The sequence below is a fragment of the Streptomyces sp. NPDC048338 genome (genome assembly GCF_043201055.1).
GTDB lineage: Bacteria > Actinomycetota > Actinomycetes > Streptomycetales > Streptomycetaceae > Streptomyces.
This window is the reverse complement of record NZ_JBICYQ010000001.1, coordinates 1-20,411: the sequence shown is the minus strand read 5'-3', so window position 1 is coordinate 20,411 and position 20,411 is coordinate 1. Positions and strand designations below refer to the sequence as shown.

21 protein-coding genes are annotated in these 20,411 nt (G+C 72.3%); 12 read left to right on the top strand and 9 right to left on the bottom strand.

Going from position 1 to position 20,411, the window contains the following annotated elements; all coding sequences use genetic code 11:
- Positions 1-6 precede the first annotated feature (6 nt).
- From ACGFZF_RS00105 to ACGFZF_RS00095, 3 genes are all read left to right on the top strand, one after another.
- Positions 7-123, top strand: coding sequence for an SGM_5486 family transporter-associated protein (locus ACGFZF_RS00105; RefSeq protein WP_356605514.1), 117 nt, complete (start codon positions 7-9; stop codon positions 121-123).
- A gap of 187 nt (positions 124-310) precedes the next feature.
- The gene (locus tag ACGFZF_RS00100; RefSeq protein ID WP_393550005.1) at positions 311-532 is read left to right on the top strand and encodes a hypothetical protein; all 222 of its coding nucleotides are present in this window, start codon (positions 311-313) and stop codon (positions 530-532) included.
- 47 nt (positions 533-579) lie between these two features.
- On the top strand, positions 580-1,098 hold the full coding sequence (locus ACGFZF_RS00095) for a histidine phosphatase family protein (protein WP_356605510.1): 519 nt from the start codon (positions 580-582) through the stop codon (positions 1,096-1,098).
- 67 nt (positions 1,099-1,165) lie between these two features.
- Here ACGFZF_RS00095 and serB read toward each other — a convergent pair whose 3' ends face one another.
- Both serB and ACGFZF_RS00085 read right to left on the bottom strand, forming a co-directional pair.
- Positions 1,166-2,380: a phosphoserine phosphatase SerB gene (gene serB, locus ACGFZF_RS00090; RefSeq protein ID WP_147977381.1), complete on the bottom strand. Its 1,215-nt coding sequence runs from the start codon at positions 2,378-2,380 to the stop codon at positions 1,166-1,168.
- Between the two features lie 121 nt (positions 2,381-2,501).
- Positions 2,502-4,268, bottom strand: coding sequence for a streptophobe family protein (locus ACGFZF_RS00085; RefSeq protein WP_393550001.1), 1,767 nt, complete (start codon positions 4,266-4,268; stop codon positions 2,502-2,504).
- A 283-nt stretch (positions 4,269-4,551) separates the two neighbouring features.
- On the opposite strand from ACGFZF_RS00085, the gene ACGFZF_RS00080 reads away from it, so the two are divergent.
- Positions 4,552-7,095 (top strand): FHA domain-containing protein, encoded by a 2,544-nt coding sequence (locus ACGFZF_RS00080; protein WP_393549999.1) that lies wholly within the window; start codon positions 4,552-4,554, stop codon positions 7,093-7,095.
- An 88-nt stretch (positions 7,096-7,183) separates the two neighbouring features.
- Here ACGFZF_RS00080 and ACGFZF_RS00075 read toward each other — a convergent pair whose 3' ends face one another.
- The 3 genes from ACGFZF_RS00075 to ACGFZF_RS00065 form a co-directional block, all read right to left on the bottom strand.
- Entirely contained in the window at positions 7,184-7,939 is a 756-nt protein-coding gene (locus tag ACGFZF_RS00075) for a transglycosylase SLT domain-containing protein (RefSeq protein ID WP_393549997.1), read from the bottom strand.
- A 255-nt stretch (positions 7,940-8,194) separates the two neighbouring features.
- Complete coding sequence (locus ACGFZF_RS00070; RefSeq protein ID WP_393549995.1) at positions 8,195-9,322, bottom strand: S-adenosylmethionine:tRNA ribosyltransferase-isomerase; 1,128 nt, start codon at positions 9,320-9,322, stop codon at positions 8,195-8,197.
- The gene (locus tag ACGFZF_RS00065; protein WP_393549993.1) at positions 9,319-10,017 is read right to left on the bottom strand and encodes an SDR family NAD(P)-dependent oxidoreductase; all 699 of its coding nucleotides are present in this window, start codon (positions 10,015-10,017) and stop codon (positions 9,319-9,321) included. Before ACGFZF_RS00065 ends, ACGFZF_RS00070 begins: the two co-directional genes overlap by 4 nt.
- 183 nt (positions 10,018-10,200) lie before the next feature.
- Between ACGFZF_RS00065 and ACGFZF_RS00060 the strand changes: the two genes are divergently transcribed.
- From ACGFZF_RS00060 to ACGFZF_RS00050, 3 genes are all read left to right on the top strand, one after another.
- Positions 10,201-11,358, top strand: a complete 1,158-nt coding sequence (locus ACGFZF_RS00060) for a GAF domain-containing protein (RefSeq protein WP_393549991.1) — start codon at positions 10,201-10,203, stop codon at positions 11,356-11,358.
- The gene (locus tag ACGFZF_RS00055) at positions 11,351-11,995 is read left to right on the top strand and encodes a response regulator (RefSeq protein WP_393549989.1); all 645 of its coding nucleotides are present in this window, start codon (positions 11,351-11,353) and stop codon (positions 11,993-11,995) included. Before ACGFZF_RS00060 ends, ACGFZF_RS00055 begins: the two co-directional genes overlap by 8 nt.
- A 160-nt stretch (positions 11,996-12,155) precedes the next feature.
- Positions 12,156-12,395, top strand: coding sequence for a chaplin (locus tag ACGFZF_RS00050; RefSeq protein WP_356605494.1), 240 nt, complete (start codon positions 12,156-12,158; stop codon positions 12,393-12,395).
- A 171-nt stretch (positions 12,396-12,566) separates the two neighbouring features.
- On the opposite strand, the gene ACGFZF_RS00045 is transcribed toward ACGFZF_RS00050, so the two are convergent.
- A complete protein-coding gene (locus ACGFZF_RS00045) occupies positions 12,567-13,358 on the bottom strand; it encodes a hypothetical protein (RefSeq protein ID WP_393549986.1) in 792 nt (263 codons plus the stop codon).
- A 329-nt stretch (positions 13,359-13,687) separates the two neighbouring features.
- On the opposite strand from ACGFZF_RS00045, the gene ACGFZF_RS00040 reads away from it, so the two are divergent.
- The 4 genes from ACGFZF_RS00040 (at position 13,688) to ACGFZF_RS00025 (ending at position 16,913) form a co-directional block, all read left to right on the top strand.
- On the top strand, positions 13,688-14,485 hold the full coding sequence (locus ACGFZF_RS00040) for an ABC transporter ATP-binding protein (RefSeq protein WP_393549984.1): 798 nt from the start codon (positions 13,688-13,690) through the stop codon (positions 14,483-14,485).
- Between the two features lie 90 nt (positions 14,486-14,575).
- On the top strand, positions 14,576-15,004 hold the full coding sequence (locus ACGFZF_RS00035; protein ID WP_393549982.1) for an NfeD family protein: 429 nt from the start codon (positions 14,576-14,578) through the stop codon (positions 15,002-15,004).
- 93 nt (positions 15,005-15,097) lie between these two features.
- Positions 15,098-16,057 carry an SPFH domain-containing protein gene (locus tag ACGFZF_RS00030; RefSeq protein WP_147977372.1) on the top strand — a complete coding sequence of 320 codons (960 nt, stop codon included), beginning with the start codon at positions 15,098-15,100 and terminating at the stop codon, positions 16,055-16,057.
- 82 nt (positions 16,058-16,139) lie between these two features.
- Positions 16,140-16,913: a sulfite exporter TauE/SafE family protein gene (locus tag ACGFZF_RS00025; protein WP_393549979.1), complete on the top strand. Its 774-nt coding sequence runs from the start codon at positions 16,140-16,142 to the stop codon at positions 16,911-16,913.
- Positions 16,914-17,000: 87 nt separating this feature from the next.
- Here the strand turns inward: ACGFZF_RS00025 and ACGFZF_RS00020 are convergent, their stop codons facing one another.
- The 3 genes from ACGFZF_RS00020 to ACGFZF_RS00010 all read right to left on the bottom strand — a co-directional run bounded on the left by ACGFZF_RS00020 (position 17,001) and on the right by ACGFZF_RS00010 (position 19,300).
- Positions 17,001-17,513: an HNH endonuclease gene (locus ACGFZF_RS00020; protein ID WP_393549977.1), complete on the bottom strand. Its 513-nt coding sequence runs from the start codon at positions 17,511-17,513 to the stop codon at positions 17,001-17,003.
- A gap of 166 nt (positions 17,514-17,679) precedes the next feature.
- The gene (locus ACGFZF_RS00015) at positions 17,680-18,216 is read right to left on the bottom strand and encodes a YbhB/YbcL family Raf kinase inhibitor-like protein (protein WP_393549975.1); all 537 of its coding nucleotides are present in this window, start codon (positions 18,214-18,216) and stop codon (positions 17,680-17,682) included.
- Between the two features lie 301 nt (positions 18,217-18,517).
- Positions 18,518-19,300 (bottom strand): sporulation protein, encoded by a 783-nt coding sequence (locus ACGFZF_RS00010; RefSeq protein WP_393549973.1) that lies wholly within the window; start codon positions 19,298-19,300, stop codon positions 18,518-18,520.
- 93 nt (positions 19,301-19,393) lie between these two features.
- Here ACGFZF_RS00010 and ACGFZF_RS00005 point away from each other — a divergent pair, with 93 nt between their 5' ends.
- Entirely contained in the window at positions 19,394-20,035 is a 642-nt protein-coding gene (locus ACGFZF_RS00005; RefSeq protein ID WP_393549970.1) for a DNA-3-methyladenine glycosylase, read from the top strand.
- Positions 20,036-20,411: the final 376 nt, after the last annotated feature.

The window sequence follows — 20,411 nt, the reverse complement described above, 5'->3', positions numbered from 1 at the left end:
GGTGCCATGCCAGTGCTCGATCCGAATCCTCAGAACGGCCAGAAGAAGCTCCTGCTCGTGCTCGGCGCGATGCTCGGGATCTCGGTCGTCATCGCCGTCCTCGCCACGATCGCCTCTCCGTGAGCCGGTGACCCCGGCGCACCGGCGGCCCGCGCCCCGGTGACCCGCGCCGCCCCGGGGTGGGGGTAGCCCCCGCAACCCCTAGGGGGCGAGTGTCAGGGTGAAGTGGGTGGATCTCCGGATGGGCCCGCCGGCCCGTGCTCCGTACGTTGGAGACACGCACTGGATCACCCATCCCACGGAGGCGGCCATGGCGGCCCACACGCACACCCGGACCCCTGCTCCGTCCGCCGGTGCCCCGTCCGCCAGGGGTGTGGACGCCCGGCTGCCCTGGTGGGCGCTCGCCCTTCCGGTGGCCGCCTTCGTCGCCCTCTTCGTGCTCGTCACGGCGCCGGGCGGGGCGCAGGCCGCCGGTGGCGACCCGGGGGTCGGCCGGCTCCTGGAGCAGATCCGGCAGACGCTGCCCCACTGACTCAACACCCTGCGCCCGACGGTCGGTTTCATGCGAAGCTGGAACCCATGAGCGTCGATACACCCCGCAGGATCGTGCTGCTCCGGCATGCCAAGGCCGACTGGCCCCAGGTGTCCGACCACGAGCGTCCGCTCGCCGAGCGAGGCCGCACGGACGCGCCCGTGGCCGGCCGCAGGCTCGCCGAGACCGGGATCACCTTCGATCTGGCCCTCTGCTCGACCGCCGCCAGGACGCGTGAGACCTGGAAACTGGCTGTGCAGGAGCTGCCGCACCGCCCCAGGACCGTGTACGAGGATCGACTCTACGAGGCCTCGCTCGGCGAGCTCATCGCCCTGCTCAACGAGACCTCCGACGAGGTGGCCGACCTGCTCGTGATCGGCCACAACCCCGGCATGCACGCGCTCTCCGACGCCCTCGCGGGCTCGGCCGAGGGCGACACGCAGACCCGGATGAACCGCGGTGGCTTCCCCACGGCGGCCTTCTCCGTCATCGGCTTCAACGGCTCGTGGAAGTCGGTGGAGCACGGTGTGGGCACGCTGCTCGACTACTGGGCCCCGCACGACTGAGCCGCCCGCGCACCCACGACAGAAGGCCCGGCCACCGCTCTCGGTGGCCGGGCCTTCTCGACGTCCGTCAGTGCAGCAGGTCCTCGCCGCCGTCCGCGGCCTCGACCTCCTCGCGGGTGATCCCGAGCAGATAGAGGACGGCGTCGAGGAAGGGGACGTTCACCGCGGTGTGCGCGGCCTCGCGCACCACCGGCTTGGCGTTGAAGGCCACGCCGAGCCCGGCGGTGTTCAGCATGTCGAGGTCGTTGGCGCCGTCGCCGATCGCCACCGTCTGGGCCAGCGGCACCCCCGCCTCGGTGGCGAAGCGGCGCAGCAGCCGCGCCTTGCCGGCCCGGTCCACGATCTCGCCGGTGACCCGGCCGGTGAGCCTGCCGTCGACGATCTCCAGCGTGTTGGCCGAGGCGAAGTCCAGGCCCAGCTTCTCCTGCAGGTCGTCCGTGACCTGGGTGAAGCCGCCGGAGACGACACCGACCTGGTAGCCGAGCCGCTTCAGGGTCCGGATCAGGGTGCGGGCGCCGGGAGTGAGGCGTACCTCGGCGCGGACCTTGTCCACCACGGAGGCGTCGAGCCCGGCGAGCAGCGCCACGCGGGCGTGCAGCGACTGCTCGAAGTCCAGCTCGCCGCGCATCGCCGCCGCGGTGACCTCGGCGACCTCGCGCTCGCAGCCGGCGTGGCCGGCGAACAGCTCGATGACCTCGTCCTGGATGAGCGTCGAGTCGACGTCCATGACCACGAGCCGCTGGGCGCGGCGGTGCAGCCCGGCGGAGACGACCGCCACGTCGACGCCGATCTCCGAGGCCGAGGGGGCCAGCGCGGTGCGCAGCGGTTCGGTCTCGCAGCCCGAGACGGCGAACTCGACGGCCGTCACCGGGTACTTCGCGAGGCGGAAGATGCGGTCGATGTTGCCACCGGTTCCGGTGATCTTCGCCGCTATGGCCGCCGTCGACTCGGCGGTCAGCGGGTGCCCCAGGACGGTGACGTGCGAACGGCCGCTGCCACGCGGACGGTTGTCGCCGGTGCCGGAGATGATCTCGGCCTGGAGCTTCAGCGACTCCGCCCAGCTGTGCACGGTGGCGCGCAGCTCGCCCTGAGAGGCGACGGTCGGCTCGGTGACGAGCGCGCACAGGACGAGGCGGCCGCGGGACACGACCTGCTCGATGTCCACGACGTCGACGGAGTAGGCGGCGAGGGTGTCGAAGAGTCCGGCGGTGATCCCGGGACGGTCCTTCCCGAAGATCTTGACGAGAAGAGTGGGAACGTCTGAGGTCTGCGATGCGCTCATGGTGCTTCCACCGTATCGGGCACCGGGTGCCACCAGCTCCCCCGTCCCGAGTGCCGGACACCGGCGCCCCCCGCGCCGCCGTGCCGGCACCGCTTCGGCGCCGGCCCTGCCCGCCGGCGGGTCAGCCGCGCCGGCGCGGCTGACCGGGCGGGGGCGGCGCGTCCGGCGGGCCCGGCGGGTCCGGCGGGGGAGCGGGCGGAGGAGGGACGACGGGGCCGAGGTCGCGGCCACGCCGTGGCCCCCGGCCCCGGCCGCCCGGACCGGGGCCGCGGAGCGGGCCCGCCACGGTCGGGGCCGCGTGCAGCCCGCTCCCCGCGCCGCCGGCACCGCTCCCGCCGTCCCCCGCGCCGCTCCCGCCCGCGGACTCGCCCCGGCGGCCGTCCACCGGACCGGACCCGCCGGGCCCGTCCCGGCCGGCCTCGTCCCCGTCCGCGTAGGGGTTCGTCTCCCCGCCCGGTGGCCGGTACGGCTTCGAGGGGATGTACGGCCCCGGCAGATAGGCCAGGTCGACATACGTACGCCCGCCGGGCGCCGTCACCCCGTCCGCATCACCCGCTCCGGCGCCCGCGCGCCGCCGTGCCCCCACCAGGAGGCCGCCCACCGCTCCCGTACCCGCGCCCCACAGCGCCCCCAGCAGCAGCGCGACCGCCGCGTCGCCGTGCAGCTCCACCCCCGCGTCGAAGGCGTCGACCCCGAGGACGGACAGCGAGGCGTCCACCGACACCCCGGCGAGCACGACCACCAGGGCCAGCGCCGGCGCCGTCACGGCTCCGAGCCGCAGCCCGCACCGCGCGGCGAACGCCGCCCGCCCGAGCCCGTCACGCGGCGTCCGGGACGCCGCCAGCACACCGGCGCCCAGCATCATCGCGGCCGCGGCCACCGCGAGCAGCCACACCGCCCCGTCCAGCTCGGCGAGCCGGGCCACCGTCACCGGCCGGTCCATCGCGCCGCCGCCCAGCAGCGCGTCCAGCGGATCGGGCAGCACCTCCGTCAGCGACCCCCGCGCACCACCGCGCCACGGCACGAACAGCCCGAGCGGCACCCCGACGCCCACGCCGTTCGGCGTCCCGAGGAGCGCGGCGCCCAGCACCCGGCGGGGACGGTCGTCGGCGACGGCCGCGTACCCCGCCGCCGCGTATCCGGCGGCCACCGCCACCAGCCCCACCGTCACCAGCGCCGAGGCCGCCGGCCGCACCACCCTCCGCAGACCGTCGCCGAACCGCCCCGGCGGCAGCGGAGCCCGCCGCGAGGCGAGCAGGGCGAGCAGCACCACCCCGAACGCCCAGAGTGCCGCGCCCGCCAGCGAGTCCACGGTGTCCACCGAGAAGCCCACCGACGCCTTCGCCTCCACCAGGTCCCCGAGCCGGTCCGGCAGCAGCCCGCCGAGGTCCCCGAGATCCCCGAGGCCCGGCACACGCAGCCCCCCGTCCCCGCCCGTACCCGGCACTCCCTCGATCCCCAGGGTGTCGCCGTCGATCGTCACCACGTCGTGCCCGGCCCAGGCCAGCCCGCCCACCGCGGCCACGAAGACCGTCACCAGGGCCGTCACCCGGAAGGCGAGTTCCCGCGCCGGGAGGTGCGGCCCGGCGCCCCGCAGCGAGCGCAGGAAGAAGCCCCCGAGGAGCAGCGCCCCCACCAGGGCGACCCCGAGTGGGGCGAAGTCGACGGCGGTCCGCGCCGCGGCCCCCAGTCCGTACGCCGACACGTCACCCGTCGGTGTCACCGACCCGCCCACGGCCAGCACCACCACGGCCGCCGTCATCGGGCCGAGGCCGCCCGCCGCGTCCGCGCCGAGGAGATGGAGCCCGAGCGCGGCGGCGCCCGCCATCCCCACCAGCGCCCAGCCCACGGCCGCGACCGAGGCCAGGATCACATCGGTCGGGGACATGCGTCCGCGGTCGCCCCTCGCCTCCATCAGACCCCCCTGATTCGCGCCGAGTTGTCCCCTTGATGCATGATCCGTACGCACTCATGGGCGCTTACCACTCTCCGGGGTGTTTTCTCCTTCCGTCAACGGCCCGTGCACGGAGCATCGGAGGGCGCCCGGAGCACGCCTGCGCCGGGTCTTCACACCGCCCGACTTTCGGATCGGGGACCGGGCCTGAAATAGTTCCCCCCGATGTTCGCCATCCCTAGACTCCCTGCGACGGGGGTACATCGGGGGACAAGTAGTGGGGCATGGAGTGCCAGAACTCGTACTGGAATTGAACGGAAGGACCTGGACTCTCGATCCGTCCAGGTCGTACACCCTCGGACGTGATCCGCAGGGCGACCTGGTGATCGACGACGCCAGGGTCTCGTGGCGCCACGCCACCATCAGCTGGGGCGGCCGGAGTTGGGTCATCGAGGACCACGGCTCCACCAACGGCACGTTCGTGCAGGGGCAGCGGATCCATCAGATGGAGATCGGCCCCGGCTCCGCCGTGAACCTCGGCAACGCCACCGACGGCCCGCGGCTGAACCTCGCCGCCACCGGCGCCCCGGCCCACCAGGCCGCGGCGCAGGCGCAGCAGCCCGCACAGCAGCAGGCCGGCGCCCCGGCCGACTGGGCGACCCACCAGGCCCCGCCGCCGCAGCAGCAGGGCTGGCAGCAGCCCGCCGGGCAGCCGCAGTTCCCGCAGCAGCAGGGCGGCCAGGCCGCGCAGTCGGCACCGAACGTGCCGGGCCAGGGCGGTGGCGCCGCGGGGGCGCCGCCGGTCTACGGGGACCGCAGCCCCACGACGTTCTACCAGCTGGCCCTCGGCCACGTGATGCGGATCGGCCGTGCGCTCGAGAACGAACTGGTCGTCTCCGACCTCCAGGTCTCGCGCCACCACGCCGAGTTCCACGCGACGCCCGACGGGCGTTTCCAGATCAAGGACCTCGGCTCCCACAACGGCACGTACGTCAACGGCCAGCCGATCGCCAAGAGCGGCTCGGTCTTCATCGGCCCGAACGACATCGTCGGCGTCGGCCACTCGACCTTCCGGATCGTCGGCGGTCAGCTGGAGGAGTTCGTCGACACCGGCGAGGTCTCCTTCTCGGCCCGCCACCTCACCGTGACCGTCGACGGCGGCAAGCAGATCCTCAAGGACGTCTCCTTCGGCGTCCCGGAGAAGTCGCTGATCGGCGTCATCGGCCCGTCCGGTTCCGGAAAGTCCACGCTGCTCAAGGCGCTCACCGGCTACCGCCCGGCCAACGAGGGCGACGTCCTCTACGACAACCGGAGCCTCTACAAGCAGTTCGCCGAGCTGCGCCAGCGCATCGGTCTGGTCCCGCAGGACGACATCCTGCACAAGGAGCTGACCGTCCAGAAGGCGCTGCGCTACGCGGCCAAGCTCCGCTTCCCCGGCGACACCGCCCCGGCCGAGCGCGAGGCCCGGATCGACGAGGTGCTGCGCGAGCTCAAGCTCGACATCCACAAGGAGAAGAAGGTCACCTCCCTCTCCGGTGGCCAGCGCAAGCGCGTCTCCGTCGCCCTGGAGCTCCTCACCAAGCCGTCGCTGATCTTCCTGGACGAGCCGACCTCCGGTCTCGACCCGGGCATGGACCGCGACGTCATGCAGCTGCTCCGCGGCCTCGCCGACGACGGCCGCACCGTCCTGGTCGTCACCCACTCCGTCGCCGAGCTGGGCCTGTGCGACAAGCTCCTGGTGATGGCGCCCGGCGGTTCGGTGGCGTACTTCGGTCCGCCGGAGGAGGCACTGAACTTCTTCGGCTACAGCACCTGGGCCGACGTCTTCTCCGCCTTCGAGAACTACCGCGACTACGACTGGGCGGGCCGCTGGAAGGGCTCGCAGCACTACCAGATGTACGCCGCGGACATCGACGCCGTGGCCGCGCAACCGGTGCAGATGCCGCAGCAGGCGATGGCCCGGCCGCCGAAGCCGCAGGGCTGGGGCTCCCAGCTGTGGACCCTGATCCGCCGCTACTCGTCGGTGATCGCGTCCGACAAGGGCTTCCTGGGCCTGATGGTGATCCTGCCGGCCGTCCTCGGCGTGGTCTCGGTCGTCATCCCCGCCGACTTCGGCCTCGCGCCGCCGAAGCCGCCGTCCCGATTCAACGGTGACGCCGGCACGATCATGCTGATCCTCGCGGTCGGCATGTGCTTCTCCGGCGCCGCCAACTCCGTCCGTGAGCTGATCAAGGAGCGGGTCATCTACGAACGGGAGCGGGCCACCGGCCTGTCCCGCTCGGCGTACCTGATGTCCAAGGTCATCGTCCTCGGCGTGATCACCGCCATCCAGGGCGTCATCATCTGCGGCATCGGCTTCGCCACCCGCGAGCTGCCCGCGGAGGGCCTGGTCCTGCCGCCGGCCGTCGAGCTGTGCGTCACGATCATCGCGCTCGGCTTCACCTCGATGATGTTCGGCCTGGTCATCTCCTCGCTGGTGAAGACCGCCGAGAAGACGATGCCGCTGCTCGTCATGTTCGCGATCGTCCAGGTCGTCTTCACCGGCATCCTCTTCCAGGTGTACGGTTCGCCGGGCCTGGAGCAGTTCGCCTGGCTGATGCCCTCGCGCTGGGCCATCGCCGCCGCGGGTTCGACCCTCGACCTCGCGCACCTCATGCCGCCGTGGGACCACAAGGACCCGACCAACCTGGACCCGCTGTGGGACCACACGGCCGGCCAGTGGGGCTTCAACCTCTCGGTCCTGCTGATCATCGGCATCGTCTGCGGCTTCGCCGTGGCGCGCCTGCTGCGGCGCCACGAGCCCGAGGTCATGCGGAAGTAGCGGAAGCGACCGGCGTCACGCGCGCCGGACGACGCCGAGGGCGGCACCCCATGGGGTGCCGCCCTCCGGCGTTGCTGCCTCAGCGCGATCAGTAGGCGCTGTTGACGTTGTCGATCGAGCCGTAGCGGTCGGCCGCGTAGTTGGCGGCGGCGACGATGTTGGCGACCGGGTCGTACTGGTCGAACGCGGTGCCGGGCACGTGGTAGGCCTTGAAGGTCGGGTAGATGACCTGCAGCAGACCCTTGGACGGGACGCCGTTGATGGCGTTGATGTCCCAGTTGTTGATGGCCCGCGGGTTACCGCTGGACTCACGCATGATGTTCTTGTGCAGGCCGTTGTAGCTGCCCGGAATGTTGTGCTTGTCCATGATGAACAGCGCCTCGCGGATCCAGCCGTCGAGGTTGTTCGCGAAGACGGGCTTGCGGGCGGCGGCGCGGCTCGCGGCGGCCTTCACGGCGGCGCGCTTCTTGGCGTCGGCCTTCGCCTTCGCGGCGGCGGCAGCGGCCTTCGCCTTGGCCTTGGCGGCGGCGTCGGCCTTGGCCTTCGCGGCGGCGACGGCGTTCGCCTTGGCCTTGGCGGCGGCCTCGGCCTGCTGCTTGGCCTTGAGGCCGAGCGTCGTGTGCTGGTCGGTAAGGCTCGAGTGCAGCGCCTTGGCCTGGGTGCTGTCGGCGTTGTACGCCCAGGCGGCCTGCTGGGTGTTGGCCAGCGCCTGAGGCTCGACCTCGGCGGCGGCGTTGCCCGGGACGAGAGAGAAGGCGAGAGCTGCGGCGCCAAGCGTGGCGACACCGGCGATCGAGGCCTTGTGGGTCTTGGTCAGACGGCGGCGAGAAGTGTTCGCAGACATGCAGGACTACCTCTTCGAATAGCAGGGGGTCGCTCAGGCCGGGGGCGGCGCTGCGCCTTCCTCGGCGGCGACGGCTGCAATTCTTAGCGCCAGCAAAATCCCCTGGCAAAGGTGTGACCTACGATCCCGGGTAGTGGATCAGGGGCGCCGGACCGACGCCCCGAAACCCCTGCAATGCCCGTTTTTACCGTCCCGTTCTGTCCCTTATGTAGCCACTACGACCCTTAGTAAGTGACCTGGGTCCTATGTGCGGGCTCACATCGGCCTGGTAACAACCTGACCAGGCGTTGCTGGCGCAACGCGCATGGTGAGCGGGTCCGCCGGGAGGAGGAGGTGCAGGTCCCCGAACTCGTGCCAGAGGTAGCGCCCTTGCAGCGCCTGGGCGTAGGCCCGCCGCAGCGCGGGCCGCCCCGCGACCGCCTCCAGCATCAGCAGATGCGAGGCCTCCGGCTCGTGCAGCCCGGTCAGCAGCCCGTCCACCGCCCGCACCCCGCGCGCCGGGGTCACCACCAGGTCCGTCCACCCCGCCGCCGCCCGCACCACCCCCGCCCCGTCCGCCGCGGACTCCAGCGCCCGCACGGCCGTCGTACCGACCGCCACGACACGGCCCCCGCCCGCCCGCGCCGCGTTCACCAGCCGGGCCGACGCCGCCGGCACCTCGAAACGCTCCGGGTACGGCGGCTCGTGGGCCTCCGCCGACGCCACCCCCGTGTGCAGGATGACCGGCGCGAACTGCACCCCCCGGCGCACCAGCTCCGCCACCAGCCGCGCCGTGAAGGGCCGGCCCGCGCTCGGCATCTCCGCCGACCCCGTGCCGTCGGGGGAGGGCAGGGCGAAGACCGTCTGGTACGCGGCCAGCGGCTGGTCCCGCTCCGTGTACCCGTAACGGATCGGCCGCCCGTACCGCGCGAGCAGCTCCGGCACGGGCGAGTCCGCCCGCCCCCACCACAGCCGGGCCGCGCCGGGCACCAGCGGCTCCTCCAGCACCAGCCGCGCCCCGCCCGGCAGCCGCACCGCCGCCCCCGCCGGACCGCCCGGCCGCGCCGTGCTGCTGCCCCGCCCGTCCGGGTCCCGCAGCTCCACCACCCACCGGCCGTCGTCGCCCCGGGTGGAGAAGTGGACGACGACCGGCGGCCCGGCCGTGTCCCCGCCCAGCCGCCCCGTCACGGCGGCCGCGAGCGTGGCCGAGGTGTTGACCACCAGCACGTCCCCGGCCCGCAGCAGCCCCGGCAGCGCGGGGAAGGCGTGATGCGACACCTCCGTGCCGCGCGACACCAGCAACCGCACGTCCTCCCGCCCGCGCCCCGGCCCGCGCTGCTCCGCGGGCACCCGCGCCGACAGCTCCGCCGGCACCCGCAGCGCCTCCAGCACGTCCCCCTTCATTCCGCGACCCCCACCGGCTCGCCCGCGAGGTACCGCCCACTCGGCGGCCTGCGCTCCAGAAGAGAGAGGAGGGCGGGCACCACCGACTCCGGATCCGGCCGCGCGTCCGTGTCGTCCGGCACCGCCGCCGCGTACAGGTCCGTGGCCATGTCCCCCGGGTCCACCGCCCACACCCGCAGTCCCGGCTCCTCCACCGCCAGCACCGCCGCCAGCCGCTCCAACGCCGCCTTCGAGGCCCCGTACCCGCCCCACGTCTCGTACGCCTCCACCGCCGCGTCCGAACCGACCGCGATCACCGCCCCGGCCCCGCTCGCCCGCAGCAGCGGCAACCCCTCCTGCACGAGACCCAGCGCCGCCACCACGTTCGTCTCCAGCGCCGCCCGCAGTCCGTCCAGCGGCTGCTCCGCCAGCCGCACCAGCGGCTCCGCGCCCAGCGCGCTCGCGTTGCTCACCAGCAGGTCGAGACCGCCCAGCTCCCGGGCCGCCGCCACCAGGTCCCGGCGGTGCGCCGGGTCCGTGACATCCCCGGCCAGCGCCACCACCCGGCCTCCCCGCGCCCGAGCGGCCCGGGCGCTCTCCTCCAGTACCCGTGCCGTCCGGGCGTCCAGCACCAGGTCCCAGCCCCGCTCGGCCAGCGCGCCGGCCAGCGCCCGCCCCAGCCCCTTCGACGCTCCCGTAACGATCGCGACACTCATGACGTCCATCCCCTCGGGTACCGGCTTCCGCCTCGATGCCCCCAGCCTCCGGCCGCGCCCCCGCCCGCCGCCTCGTCCGCGGGCCCGGACCGGGCACGGCACTTCGACCTAGGCCGGTGGTCGGGGGCCGGAGCCGTCCCCGGGCGGATACGCACCGTCACACCTCACCGGTACGGTGAGTTCATGAGTCACCGACCGAGCTCCGGCCTCGCCGCCGTGAGCACCGCGCTGCTGGCGATGAGCCGCCACCTGGAGGTGCGCGACGTCCTCAAGACGATCGTCGCCTCCGCGCGCGAGCTGCTCGACGCCGAGTACGCGGCCCTGGGCGTGCCGGACGACCACGGCGGCTTCGCCCAGTTCGTGGTCGACGGCGTCAGCGACGAGCAGTGGCGGGCCATCGGCCCCCTGCCCCGCCAGCACGGCATCCTCGCCGCCATGCTCCACAAGGCCGAGCCCGAGCGGCTCGCCGACGTCCGCGAGGACCCGCGCTTCGAGGGCTGGCCGGCCGCGCACCCCGAGATGTCCGACTTCCTCGGCCTGCCCGTACAGGACGGCGAGGAGACGATCGGCGCCCTCTTCCTGGCGAACAAGCGCTGCCGCGCGGCCGCCCCCGCGGGCGACGGCGGGTGCGGCTTCACCGCGGAGGACGAGGAACTGCTCTCGATCCTCGCCCAGCACGCCGCGATCGCCCTGACCAACGCCCGCCTGTACGAACGCAGCCGCGAGCTCACCATCGCCGAGGAGCGCTCGCGCCTGGCCCACGAGCTGCACGACGCCGTCAGCCAGAAGCTCTTCTCGCTCCGGCTCACCGCCCAGGCCGCCGCCGCCCTCGTCGACCGCGACCCGGCCCGCGCCAAGGGCGAGCTCCAGCAGGTCGCCGAGCTCGCCGCGGAGGCCGCCGACGAGCTGCGCGCCGCCGTCGTGGAGCTGCGCCCCGCCGCACTGGACGAGGACGGCCTCGTGCACACCCTGCGGACGCAGATCCAGGTCCTGGACCGGGCCCACAGCGCGCGGGTCACCTTCGACAGCCCCGGCATGCGCGCCCTGCCCGCCGCCCAGGAGGAGGCCGTCCTCCGGGTCGCGCAGGAGGCCCTGCACAACGCGCTGCGGCACGCCGAGCCCGCCGTCGTCACGGTCTCCCTCGTCCGGCGGGGTCCGGGCGCCCTGCTCACCGTCCGGGACGACGGCAAGGGCTTCGACCCCCGCACGGTCCGCAGTGCCGGGCGCCACCTCGGACTGGTCTCCATGCGGGACCGGGCCGGCGGTGTCGGCGGCCGGCTCACCGTGACATCGGCGCCCGGCCGAGGCACCACGATCGAGATGGAGGTCCCCGGTGGCTGACAAGACCATTCGCGTCCTGCTGGTCGACGACCACCAGGTCGTCCGCCGCGGCCTGCGGACCTTCCTGGAGGTCCAGGACGACATAGAGGTCGTCGGCGAGGCCGCCGACGGGGCCGAGGGCGTCGCCCGGGCGGAGGAGCTGCGGCCCGATGTCGTCCTGATGGACGTCAAGATGCCCGGCATGGACGGCATCGAGGCGCTGCGGAAGCTGCGCGAGCTGGCCAACCCGGCCCGTGTGCTGATCGTCACCAGCTTCACCGAGCAGCGCACGGTGATCCCCGCGCTGCGCGCGGGCGCCTCGGGATACGTCTACAAGGACGTGGACCCCGACGCGCTGGCCGGCGCCATCCGCTCCGTGCACGCCGGGCACGTGCTGCTGCAGCCGGAGGTGGCGGGGGCGCTGCTCTCGCAGGACGAGGCGCCGAGCGGTACCGGCCGCGGGTCGACCCTCACGGAACGTGAGCGGGAGGTGCTCGGCCTGATCGCGGACGGCAGGTCCAACCGGGAGATCGCGCGCGCCCTCGTCCTCTCCGAGAAGACGGTCAAGACGCACGTCTCGAACATCCTCATGAAGCTCGATCTGGCGGACCGGACCCAGGCCGCGCTGTGGGCGGTCCGGCACGGCCACACCACCTGACCCACAGGGAGGGAACGGAGATCGGGAGAGGTACTTCCGTTCCCTTCTTCATACCGTCGGGTGTATGTCCCCCGTTCGGCGCAACCCGGCGGGGGTGGCGGCGTTCTCCATGGCGTGCTGCGACGGCCCGGTCGCAGCGAATACCAGGAGGATCCTGAAAGTGAACAAGCTCAAGAAGGCCGCAGCCCTGACCATGGTCGCCGGCGGCATCGTCGCCGCCGGTGCGGGTGTGGCCTCCGCCGACGCGGACGCCCACGGCCAGGCCCTCAACTCGCCGGGCGTCGCCTCCGGCAACCTGGTGCAGGTCCCGGTCCACGTTCCCGTGAACGTCTCCGGCAACACGATCAACGTGATCGGCCTGCTCAACCCGGCCTTCGGCAACAGCGCCGTCAACGGCTGACGCCACCCGAAACGGCCCGGCCCCCGGACGATCCCCCCGGAGGCCGGGCTTCGCCGTACCCGCCCACGACCGCGCCGGCCACCCGGGCGGCCCGCCGCGCCGGGACCGGCCCGCCCGGGACCGAGCCTCGGCGCTCCCCGTCGAGGAACCGAACCGCCCCGACCCCGCGCCTCAGAACTCCCGATCCCGTTCCCGCTCCTCCACGTACGCGTTGTACGCCGCGACCTGCGCCCGGCGCGCGACCCGCTCCACCGGCCGCAGCGCGGCACCCCGCGCGGCCATCTCCGAAGCGCTCACCGCGCCCCCGTGCCCCCCGCCGTACGCCAGACCGACCAGCAGACCGATCCGCTGCGCCAGCTCCAGGACCCGCACCGCACGCGGCGGATAACCAGGGGCCAGGACCTCCCGGCCCGCCTCCGCCCGCGCCCGGTACGCCTCCCGCGCCGCGTCCGCCACCGGACCGGAGGCCGCCACGTCCAGCTTCGTCAGCACCGCCGTCGCGTCGCGCAGCGCCTCCGCCAGCTCGCGCTCCGCCTCACTCAGGGACGGCACATCCGCGGGCGGCGCCTCCCGCACCGGCAGGCAGTGCCACACGACCTCCACGTGCACGTCCCCTGCCGGGCCCGCCTCCGTGACCGCCGGCACCAGACCGTACGGCGCCCCGAAACCGACCGCCGCCTCCTCCGCCTCCAGCGCCCGCGCGTTGAACTCCGGCGGCCCGCTCAGACCCAGCGGATGCCCCGGCGCGGGCAGCGCCACCCGCCACCCGGTCACCCCGAGCACCCGCAGCCGTCCCAGCGCCAGCGTCAGCCCGACCGGCCCCGCCTCGCCCGGCAGCCCCTCGACGCGGTGCACCGCGTCCTCCCCGACAATGGCCAGCGCCGCCTCGTCCGGCGACACCGCCCCGGCCGACAGGGCATTGCCCCAGGCGGCCAGACGTCCTGAGCGTGGTTCCGAAAGCATGCCCCCAGATTAGAGGCCGCCCCACCGTCCGTCGCCGGGCTCGCGGTGTCCGGCACCGCGCCTCGCGGCGTTGTCGTCGGCCGTCATGGCTCCGCCGTGGATCCCTCCTCCGCCTTGCGATCCACGGCACCGGACACCGCTCCCCGACCCGGCCCGTCCGGGGGCGCACCCTCTTCGCGGTGCCCGGCGCCGAAAAGAGGGGAGCGCCGGACCCAAGAGACGACCTGAGGACCGCCCCGCTCCGTCAGTGGCGTAGGTTTTCCCTGGACGCCGCGCCCGCAGGCGCAAGGCGACGACACGACTCGACCGCAAGGGGAGACAACGCGCTCATGAGCGATGTACTGGAGCTGGTGGACGTATCCGTGGTCCGCGACGGACGGGCTCTGGTGGACGAGGTCTCCTGGTCGGTCAAGGAGGGTGAGCGCTGGGTCATCCTCGGCCCCAACGGCGCCGGCAAGACCACCCTGCTCAACATCGCCTCCAGCTACCTCTTCCCGTCCTCCGGCACCGCCCGGATCCTCGGCGAGCAGCTCGGCGGCGTCGGCACGGACGTCTTCGACCTCCGCCCCCGGATCGGCATGGCCGGCATCGCCATGGCGGAGAAGCTCCCCAAGCGCCAGACCGTCCTGGAGACCGTCCTCACCGCCGCCTACGGCATGACCGCCACCTGGCACGAGGACTACGACGCCGTCGACGAGGAGCGCGCCCGCGCCTTCCTCGACCGCCTCGGCATGACCGAGTACCTCGACCGCAGGTTCGGCACCCTCTCCGAGGGCGAGCGCAAGCGCACCCTCATCGCCCGCGCCATGATGACCGACCCCGAGCTCCTCCTCCTGGACGAGCCCGCCGCCGGCCTCGACCTCGGCGGCCGCGAGGACCTGGTCCGCCGCCTCGGCCGCCTGGCCCGGGACCCGTACGCGCCCTCCATGATCATGGTCACCCACCATGTCGAGGAGATCGCGCCCGGCTTCACCCACGTCCTGATGATCCGTCAGGGCAAGGTGCTCGCCGCCGGACCGATGGAGACCGAGCTGACCTCGCGCAACCTGTCGCTCTGCTTCGGCCTGCCGCTCGTCGTCGAGCACGTCGGCGACCGCTACACCGCCCAGGGTCTCCCGCTCAAGTAGCCCCTCCCGACAGCCGGTTGCGCCGGGCGTCGCGTCCCCGCACAGCGCCGCGCCCTGTCCCCGGCCCTCCCGCCGCCCTACGATGACCACGTGGACATCGACGCGTGGGTCTGGTGGCTGATCGGCGCGGTGGGACTGGGCATTCCGCTCGTCCTGACCGCGATGCCCGAATTCGGCATGTTCTCCGTCGGCGCGATCGCCGGAGCCGTGACCGCCGGTCTCGGCTTCGGCATCGTCGCGCAGGTGATCGTCTTCGTCGTGGTGTCGGTGGCGCTCCTCGCGGTCGTCCGCCCCGTCGCGGCCCGCCATCGCAACGGGCCGCCCCGGCACGCCAGCGGCATCGACGCCCTGAAAGGCCGTCAGGCCGTCGTCCTGGAACGGGTCGACGGCAGCGGCGGCCGCATCAAACTCGCCGGTGAGGTCTGGTCCGCCCGGACGCTCGACGCCGGACAGGCCTTCGAGGCCGGTGAACAGGTCGACGTCGTCGACATCGACGGGGCGACCGCCGTGGTCATGTGACCGAACCCCCCACGCGACGGCGCGTGGTCTGGGAAACTCGATCATCGGAAACAACCCGGCAGTCAACCGGTAGCGAAGGGCACGGGGAACACGATGTCAGCAGTCATCATCGTCCTGATCATTCTGGTGGTGCTTGTCTTCATCGCCCTGATCAAGACGATCCAGGTCATCCCGCAGGCGAGCGCCGCCATCGTGGAGCGCTTCGGACGCTACACCCGCACGCTCAACGCCGGACTGAACATCGTCGTCCCGTTCATCGACTCGATCCGCAACCGGATCGACCTGCGTGAACAGGTCGTCCCCTTCCCGCCGCAGCCGGTGATCACCCAGGACAACCTGGTCGTCAACATCGACACCGTCATCTACTACCAGGTGACCGACGCCCGGGCCGCGACCTACGAGGTCGCCAGCTACATCCAGGCCATCGAGCAGCTCACCGTCACCACCCTCCGCAACATCATCGGCGGCATGGACCTGGAGCGGACCCTCACCTCCCGCGAGGAGATCAACGCCGCCCTGCGCGGTGTCCTCGACGAGGCCACCGGCAAGTGGGGCATCCGCGTCAACCGCGTCGAGCTCAAGGCGATCGAGCCGCCGACCTCGATCCAGGACTCGATGGAGAAGCAGATGCGCGCCGACCGCGACAAGCGCGCCGCGATCCTCACCGCCGAGGGCATCCGCCAGTCCCAGATCCTCACCGCCGAGGGCGAGAAGCAGTCCGCGATCCTCCGCGCCGAGGGTGAGGCCAAGGCCGCCGCCCTGCGCGCCGAGGGCGAGGCCCAGGCCGTCCGCACGGTCTTCGAGGCCATCCACGCCGGCGACCCCGACCAGAAGCTGCTCTCCTACCAGTACCTCCAGATGCTCCCGAAGATCGCCGAGGGCGACGCCAACAAGCTCTGGATCGTCCCCAGCGAGATCGGCGACGCCCTCAAGGGCCTCTCCGGCGCCTTCGGCAACCTCGGCGGCGGCGCCCCCGGCTTCAACACCGGCGCCGTACCCGGCAGCCGCACCGGCACCGAGACCGAACGCCGCGAACAGCCCCCCGTTGACTGACACATACACGCAGTCGTGCATGATCGGTGCGAGCCCCTCGACCCTCACGGGCGGGGAGGCGACTCACTGACCATGTAAGGAGATGGCGTTGTCCATCTGGGAGATCCTGGCAGTCTTCGCGGCCGGCGTCGGAGCCGGCACCATCAACACGATCGTCGGATCGGGAACGCTGATCACGTTCCCCGTCCTGCTCCTCACCGGACTCCCCCCGGTGACGGCCACCGTCTCCAACGCCCTCGGCCTGATCCCCGGTTCCATCAGCGGCGCCATCGGCTACCGCGAGGAGCTCAAGGGACAGCGCCGCCGGATCCTGCGCCTCGGCAGCGTCGCCGCGATCGGCGGGCTCGCCGGCGCCGGCCTCCTGCTCATGCTGCCGCCCCGGGCCTTCGAGACGATCGTCCCCGTCCTCGTCGCCCTCGCCCTGGTCCTCGTCATCCTCCAACCACGGCTCTCCAAAACCGTCCAAGCCCGCCGCGAACGCACCGGCAGCACGGGCGACCCCGACGGCGGCCCCCTGCTGCTGACCGGACTCCTCCTCGCCAGCGTCTACGGCGGCTACTTCACCGCGGCCCAGGGGATCATCTACCTCTCCCTGATGGGCATGCTCCTCGCGGACACCCTCCAGCGCCTGAACGCCGTCAAGAACGTCCTCGCCGCGATCGTCAACAGCATCGCCGCGCTCTTCTTCCTCTTCGTCGCCGAATTCGACTGGACCGCCGTCGTCCTCATCGCCGTCGGCTCCGCCATCGGCGGCCAGATAGGAGCCAAGGTCGGACGCCGCCTGCCGCCCGCCGCCCTGCGCGGGTTCATCGTCGCCGTCGGCACCGTCGCCATCGTGCAACTCCTGCTCCGCTGAGGCGTCCCGCACCCGGCCCGCGCACGACGAGGGCCCGTCTCCCCGAAGGGAAGCGGGCCCACACACCTCCACCGCACCGCGCGCCGGCTACGCCGCCGAAGCCGCGGCCGACAGCCACTGCGGCAGATCGGACCGCTCACCGGCCCGCATCGCCAGCAGCATCGCGTCCGCCGGCGTCGGCACGAACGGCTCGTGCAGCAGCGGCATCCCCGCCTGCTCCGGCGTCCGGTCCGCCTTGCGGTGGTTGTCCTCGGCGCAGGACGCGACCGTGTTCAGCCAGCTGTCCCCGCCCCCCTGCGCCCGCGGCACCACGTGGTCCACGGTCGTCGCGCGCCTCCCGCAGTACGCGCACCGGTGCTGGTCCCGTACCAGGACACCCCGCCTCGACCACGGAGCCTGTCTTCGGAAGGGCACCCGCACGTACCGGCACAGCCTGATCACGCGGGGCACCGGCAGATCGACGGCGGCACCCCGCATGCGCAGACCGGGATGCTCCTGCTCGACGACGGCCTTGTCCTGCAGGACAAGCACCACCGCACGGTTGAGTGTGACCGTAGAAAGCGGCTCGAAGCTCGCGTTCAGAACCAGCGTGTCCCGCATTGTGCCCACCTCCCGTGTGCGGCCCAGCCCCCGTGGCAGGGCTTCCGGGCTTGGATCAACTCTGGCCGGGCGCGCCGGGTTGGACAACGCAATATCCGTGCGGAACGAAAAGATGCCCGCTTCTGATCTCTCCAAGACCAGAAGCGGGCAAACAACAAACGAACGCTCAGCTCCCCGCGGGAGCGGTGTACTCGGCGAGCAACTGGGCCCGCCCCAACGAATGGAACCGCAGGTTGAAGCCCACCGCCGCGGCCGACGCGTCCGCGTCCGGGCCGAGCTTCTCCTGATCCACCGCGTACACCGTGAACACGTACCGGTGGTTCTCGCCGGCCGGCGGAGCGGCCCCGCCGAAGTCCTTCGACCCGTAGTCGTTACGGACCTGCACCGCCCCGGCGGGCAGCCCCTCGAAGGACCCCGAGCCCGCACCCGCGGGCAACTCGGTGACCGACGCAGGGATGTCGAACAACACCCAGTGCCAGAAACCGCTGCCCGTCGGGGCGTCCGGGTCGAAGCAGGTGACGGCGAAGCTCTTCGTCCCCGCCGGGAAGCCCTCCCAGCTCAGCTGCGGCGAGAGGTTCCCCTCCGCGTACACCTGAGCGTCCTTCAGCACCCCGCCCGGCACGATGTCGTCGCTCACCACGGTGAACGCCGCCACCGGCGGATGGAAGTCGTGAGGGAGCGGCGCCCTCTTCCCCTCGGCCACGTCTGAACCTCCGTATCGACTGAATACGTTCCGTACGGGGCGAGCCTAGGGGGTGTCCCGTAATCCGCGGTGGGTCGGCGCACGGCGTCGGATGCGGTGCATCGCAAGGCGGAAGGTCGTCCTCATACCGGGCGTATTCGGGCGATCCGACAACGCCGCGTGGGGGCACCCCCGGCCGAAGGCTGGGGGAGTGCCGTAGCCGGCGTCGTGCGCCCGCCGGGGATTACGGGACAGCCCTTAGGGGGTGTCCTGGGGCACCCTGCCGGCCCGACACCACGGCGCCGGCCGGCCCGGGCGATCCCTACAGCCAGTTGCGCTTGCCGCCGACGTCGGCCAGCCACTGGTTCAGGTAGGCGGCCCAGTCGGTGTTGTGGAAGTCCTGCAGACCCACCTTGAACGAGCGGAACGAGTCGCTGCCCTCGCTGAAGAGCCCCGGCTTCTTGTCCATCTCCAGCACGACGTCCATCTCGCGGTCGTCCGCGACGAAGCTGACCTCGACCTGGTTCAGCCCCCGGTACTGCTGCGGCGGGAAGAACTCGATCTCCTGGTAGAACGGCAGCCGCTGCCGGGTCCCGCGGATGTGCCCGCGCTCCATGTCCGCGCTCTTGAAGCGGAAGCCCAGCTGGATGAACGCGTCCAGGATCGCCTGCTGCGCCGGCAGCGGGTGCACGTTGATCGGGTCCAGATCGCCGGAGTCCACCGCACGGGCGATCTCCAGCTCGGTGGTGACACCGATGTTCATGCCGCGCAGCTGCTGCCCCGCGATCGCCGTGACCGGGGTCTCCCAGGGGATCTCCAGCCCGAACGGCACGACGTGCACCGCACCGGCCTTCACCTCGAAGGCGCCGCCGAGCCGGACCTTGACGAACTCGATGTCCTGCTTGAGTTCCTGGTCGTTGCCCTCGACCTCGACCCGCGCCTGCAGCCCGACGGACAGCCCCTCGATCTGCTGGTCGACCGAGCCACCCTGGATCCGCACCTCGCCCTGGACGACTCCGCCGGGGACGACGTTCTCCTCGGTGAGCACCGTCTCCACGGACGCGCCGCCGGCGCCCAGGCTCGCGAGCAGCTTCTTGAATCCCATGTGCACTCCTTATTGGTCCTGACCCCTACATACGCGCGACGACCGTAGCCGGTTCCCGCGGGCCCGCCGGGCACCCCAGTACGCTCGGACGCCATGAGCGAGAGCCCCGACCGTACGCCGCTCCCGAGGGCCTTCTTCGACCGACCCGTCCTGGAGGTCGCCCCCGACCTGCTCGGGCGCACCCTCGTACGGACGGCGGGCGCGAGCCGCATCGAGCTGCGCCTCACGGAGGTGGAGGCGTACGCCGGAGCGATCGACCCCGGCTCCCATGCCTTCCGGGGCCGCACCGCCCGCAACGCGGTCATGTTCGGTCCACCCGGACACGCGTACGTCTACTTCACCTACGGCATGTGGCACTGCCTCAACCTGGTGTGCGGACCGGAGGGCCACGCCGGCGGCGTGTTGCTCCGGGCGGGGGAGATCCTCGTCGGCGCCGACGAGGCACGCCGCCGTCGACTCTCGGCCCGCTACGACAAGGAACTCGCCAAAGGCCCGGCCCGACTGGCCACCGCCCTCGACGTGGGCCTGTCCCTGAACGGCACCGACGCCTGCGCCGGCACCGAGGCACCCCTCTCCCTGCGCGCCGGCACCCCGCCCGCTCCCGACCAGGTACGCAGCGGCCCCCGGACGGGCGTCGGCGGCGACGGGGCCCCGCACCCCTGGCGGTTCTGGATCGACGACGACCCGACGGTGAGTCCGTACCGCGCGCACGCGCCGCGCCAGAGGAGGTCTTGACTCAACTTGACTTGGATGCTGCGGACGCCTAACGTAGCCCGAGCCGCTTGAGACGGATCGTGCTTGTTCAGAGCACTCCGAAGCGGCCATCCACTACCTACGACGAACCCTGACGGGGCCTATTTCGGCATGCCGAAATCGGATTCGAATGACTCGATTATGAGTCGCCGGGGAATTCGGCTAAAGTAGTGGACACGCCGGAAGGGCCCGGAGCGAAAGCGAATGGGACCGGAAAGCACCGAGGAAATCGGATCGGAAAGATCTGATAGAGTCGGAAACGCAAGACCGAAGGGAAAAGCCCGGAGGAAAGCCCGAGAGGGTGAGTACGAAGGAAGCGTCCGTTCCTTGAGAACTCAACAGCGTGCCAAAAATCAAC

What these genes read in the sequence shown, in the direction of transcription:
- ACGFZF_RS00105 (WP_356605514.1), top strand. Translation starts at nt 7, where the DNA reads ATGCCAGTGCTCGATCCGAATCCTCAGAACGGCCAGAAGAAGCTCCTG.
- ACGFZF_RS00100 (WP_393550005.1), top strand. Translation starts at nt 311, where the DNA reads ATGGCGGCCCACACGCACACCCGGACCCCTGCTCCGTCCGCCGGTGCC.
- ACGFZF_RS00095 (WP_356605510.1), top strand. Translation starts at nt 580, where the DNA reads ATGAGCGTCGATACACCCCGCAGGATCGTGCTGCTCCGGCATGCCAAG.
- serB (WP_147977381.1), bottom strand. Translation starts at nt 2,380, where the DNA reads ATGAGCGCATCGCAGACCTCAGACGTTCCCACTCTTCTCGTCAAGATC.
- ACGFZF_RS00085 (WP_393550001.1), bottom strand. Translation starts at nt 4,268, where the DNA reads ATGTCCCCGACCGATGTGATCCTGGCCTCGGTCGCGGCCGTGGGCTGG.
- ACGFZF_RS00075 (WP_393549997.1), bottom strand. Translation starts at nt 7,939, where the DNA reads ATGTCTGCGAACACTTCTCGCCGCCGTCTGACCAAGACCCACAAGGCC.
- ACGFZF_RS00070 (WP_393549995.1), bottom strand. Translation starts at nt 9,322, where the DNA reads ATGAAGGGGGACGTGCTGGAGGCGCTGCGGGTGCCGGCGGAGCTGTCG.
- ACGFZF_RS00065 (WP_393549993.1), bottom strand. Translation starts at nt 10,017, where the DNA reads ATGAGTGTCGCGATCGTTACGGGAGCGTCGAAGGGGCTGGGGCGGGCG.
- ACGFZF_RS00060 (WP_393549991.1), top strand. Translation starts at nt 10,201, where the DNA reads ATGAGTCACCGACCGAGCTCCGGCCTCGCCGCCGTGAGCACCGCGCTG.
- ACGFZF_RS00045 (WP_393549986.1), bottom strand. Translation starts at nt 13,358, where the DNA reads ATGCTTTCGGAACCACGCTCAGGACGTCTGGCCGCCTGGGGCAATGCC.
- ACGFZF_RS00040 (WP_393549984.1), top strand. Translation starts at nt 13,688, where the DNA reads ATGAGCGATGTACTGGAGCTGGTGGACGTATCCGTGGTCCGCGACGGA.
- ACGFZF_RS00030 (WP_147977372.1), top strand. Translation starts at nt 15,098, where the DNA reads ATGTCAGCAGTCATCATCGTCCTGATCATTCTGGTGGTGCTTGTCTTC.
- ACGFZF_RS00025 (WP_393549979.1), top strand. Translation starts at nt 16,140, where the DNA reads ATGGCGTTGTCCATCTGGGAGATCCTGGCAGTCTTCGCGGCCGGCGTC.
- ACGFZF_RS00020 (WP_393549977.1), bottom strand. Translation starts at nt 17,513, where the DNA reads ATGCGGGACACGCTGGTTCTGAACGCGAGCTTCGAGCCGCTTTCTACG.
- ACGFZF_RS00010 (WP_393549973.1), bottom strand. Translation starts at nt 19,300, where the DNA reads ATGGGATTCAAGAAGCTGCTCGCGAGCCTGGGCGCCGGCGGCGCGTCC.
- ACGFZF_RS00005 (WP_393549970.1), top strand. Translation starts at nt 19,394, where the DNA reads ATGAGCGAGAGCCCCGACCGTACGCCGCTCCCGAGGGCCTTCTTCGAC.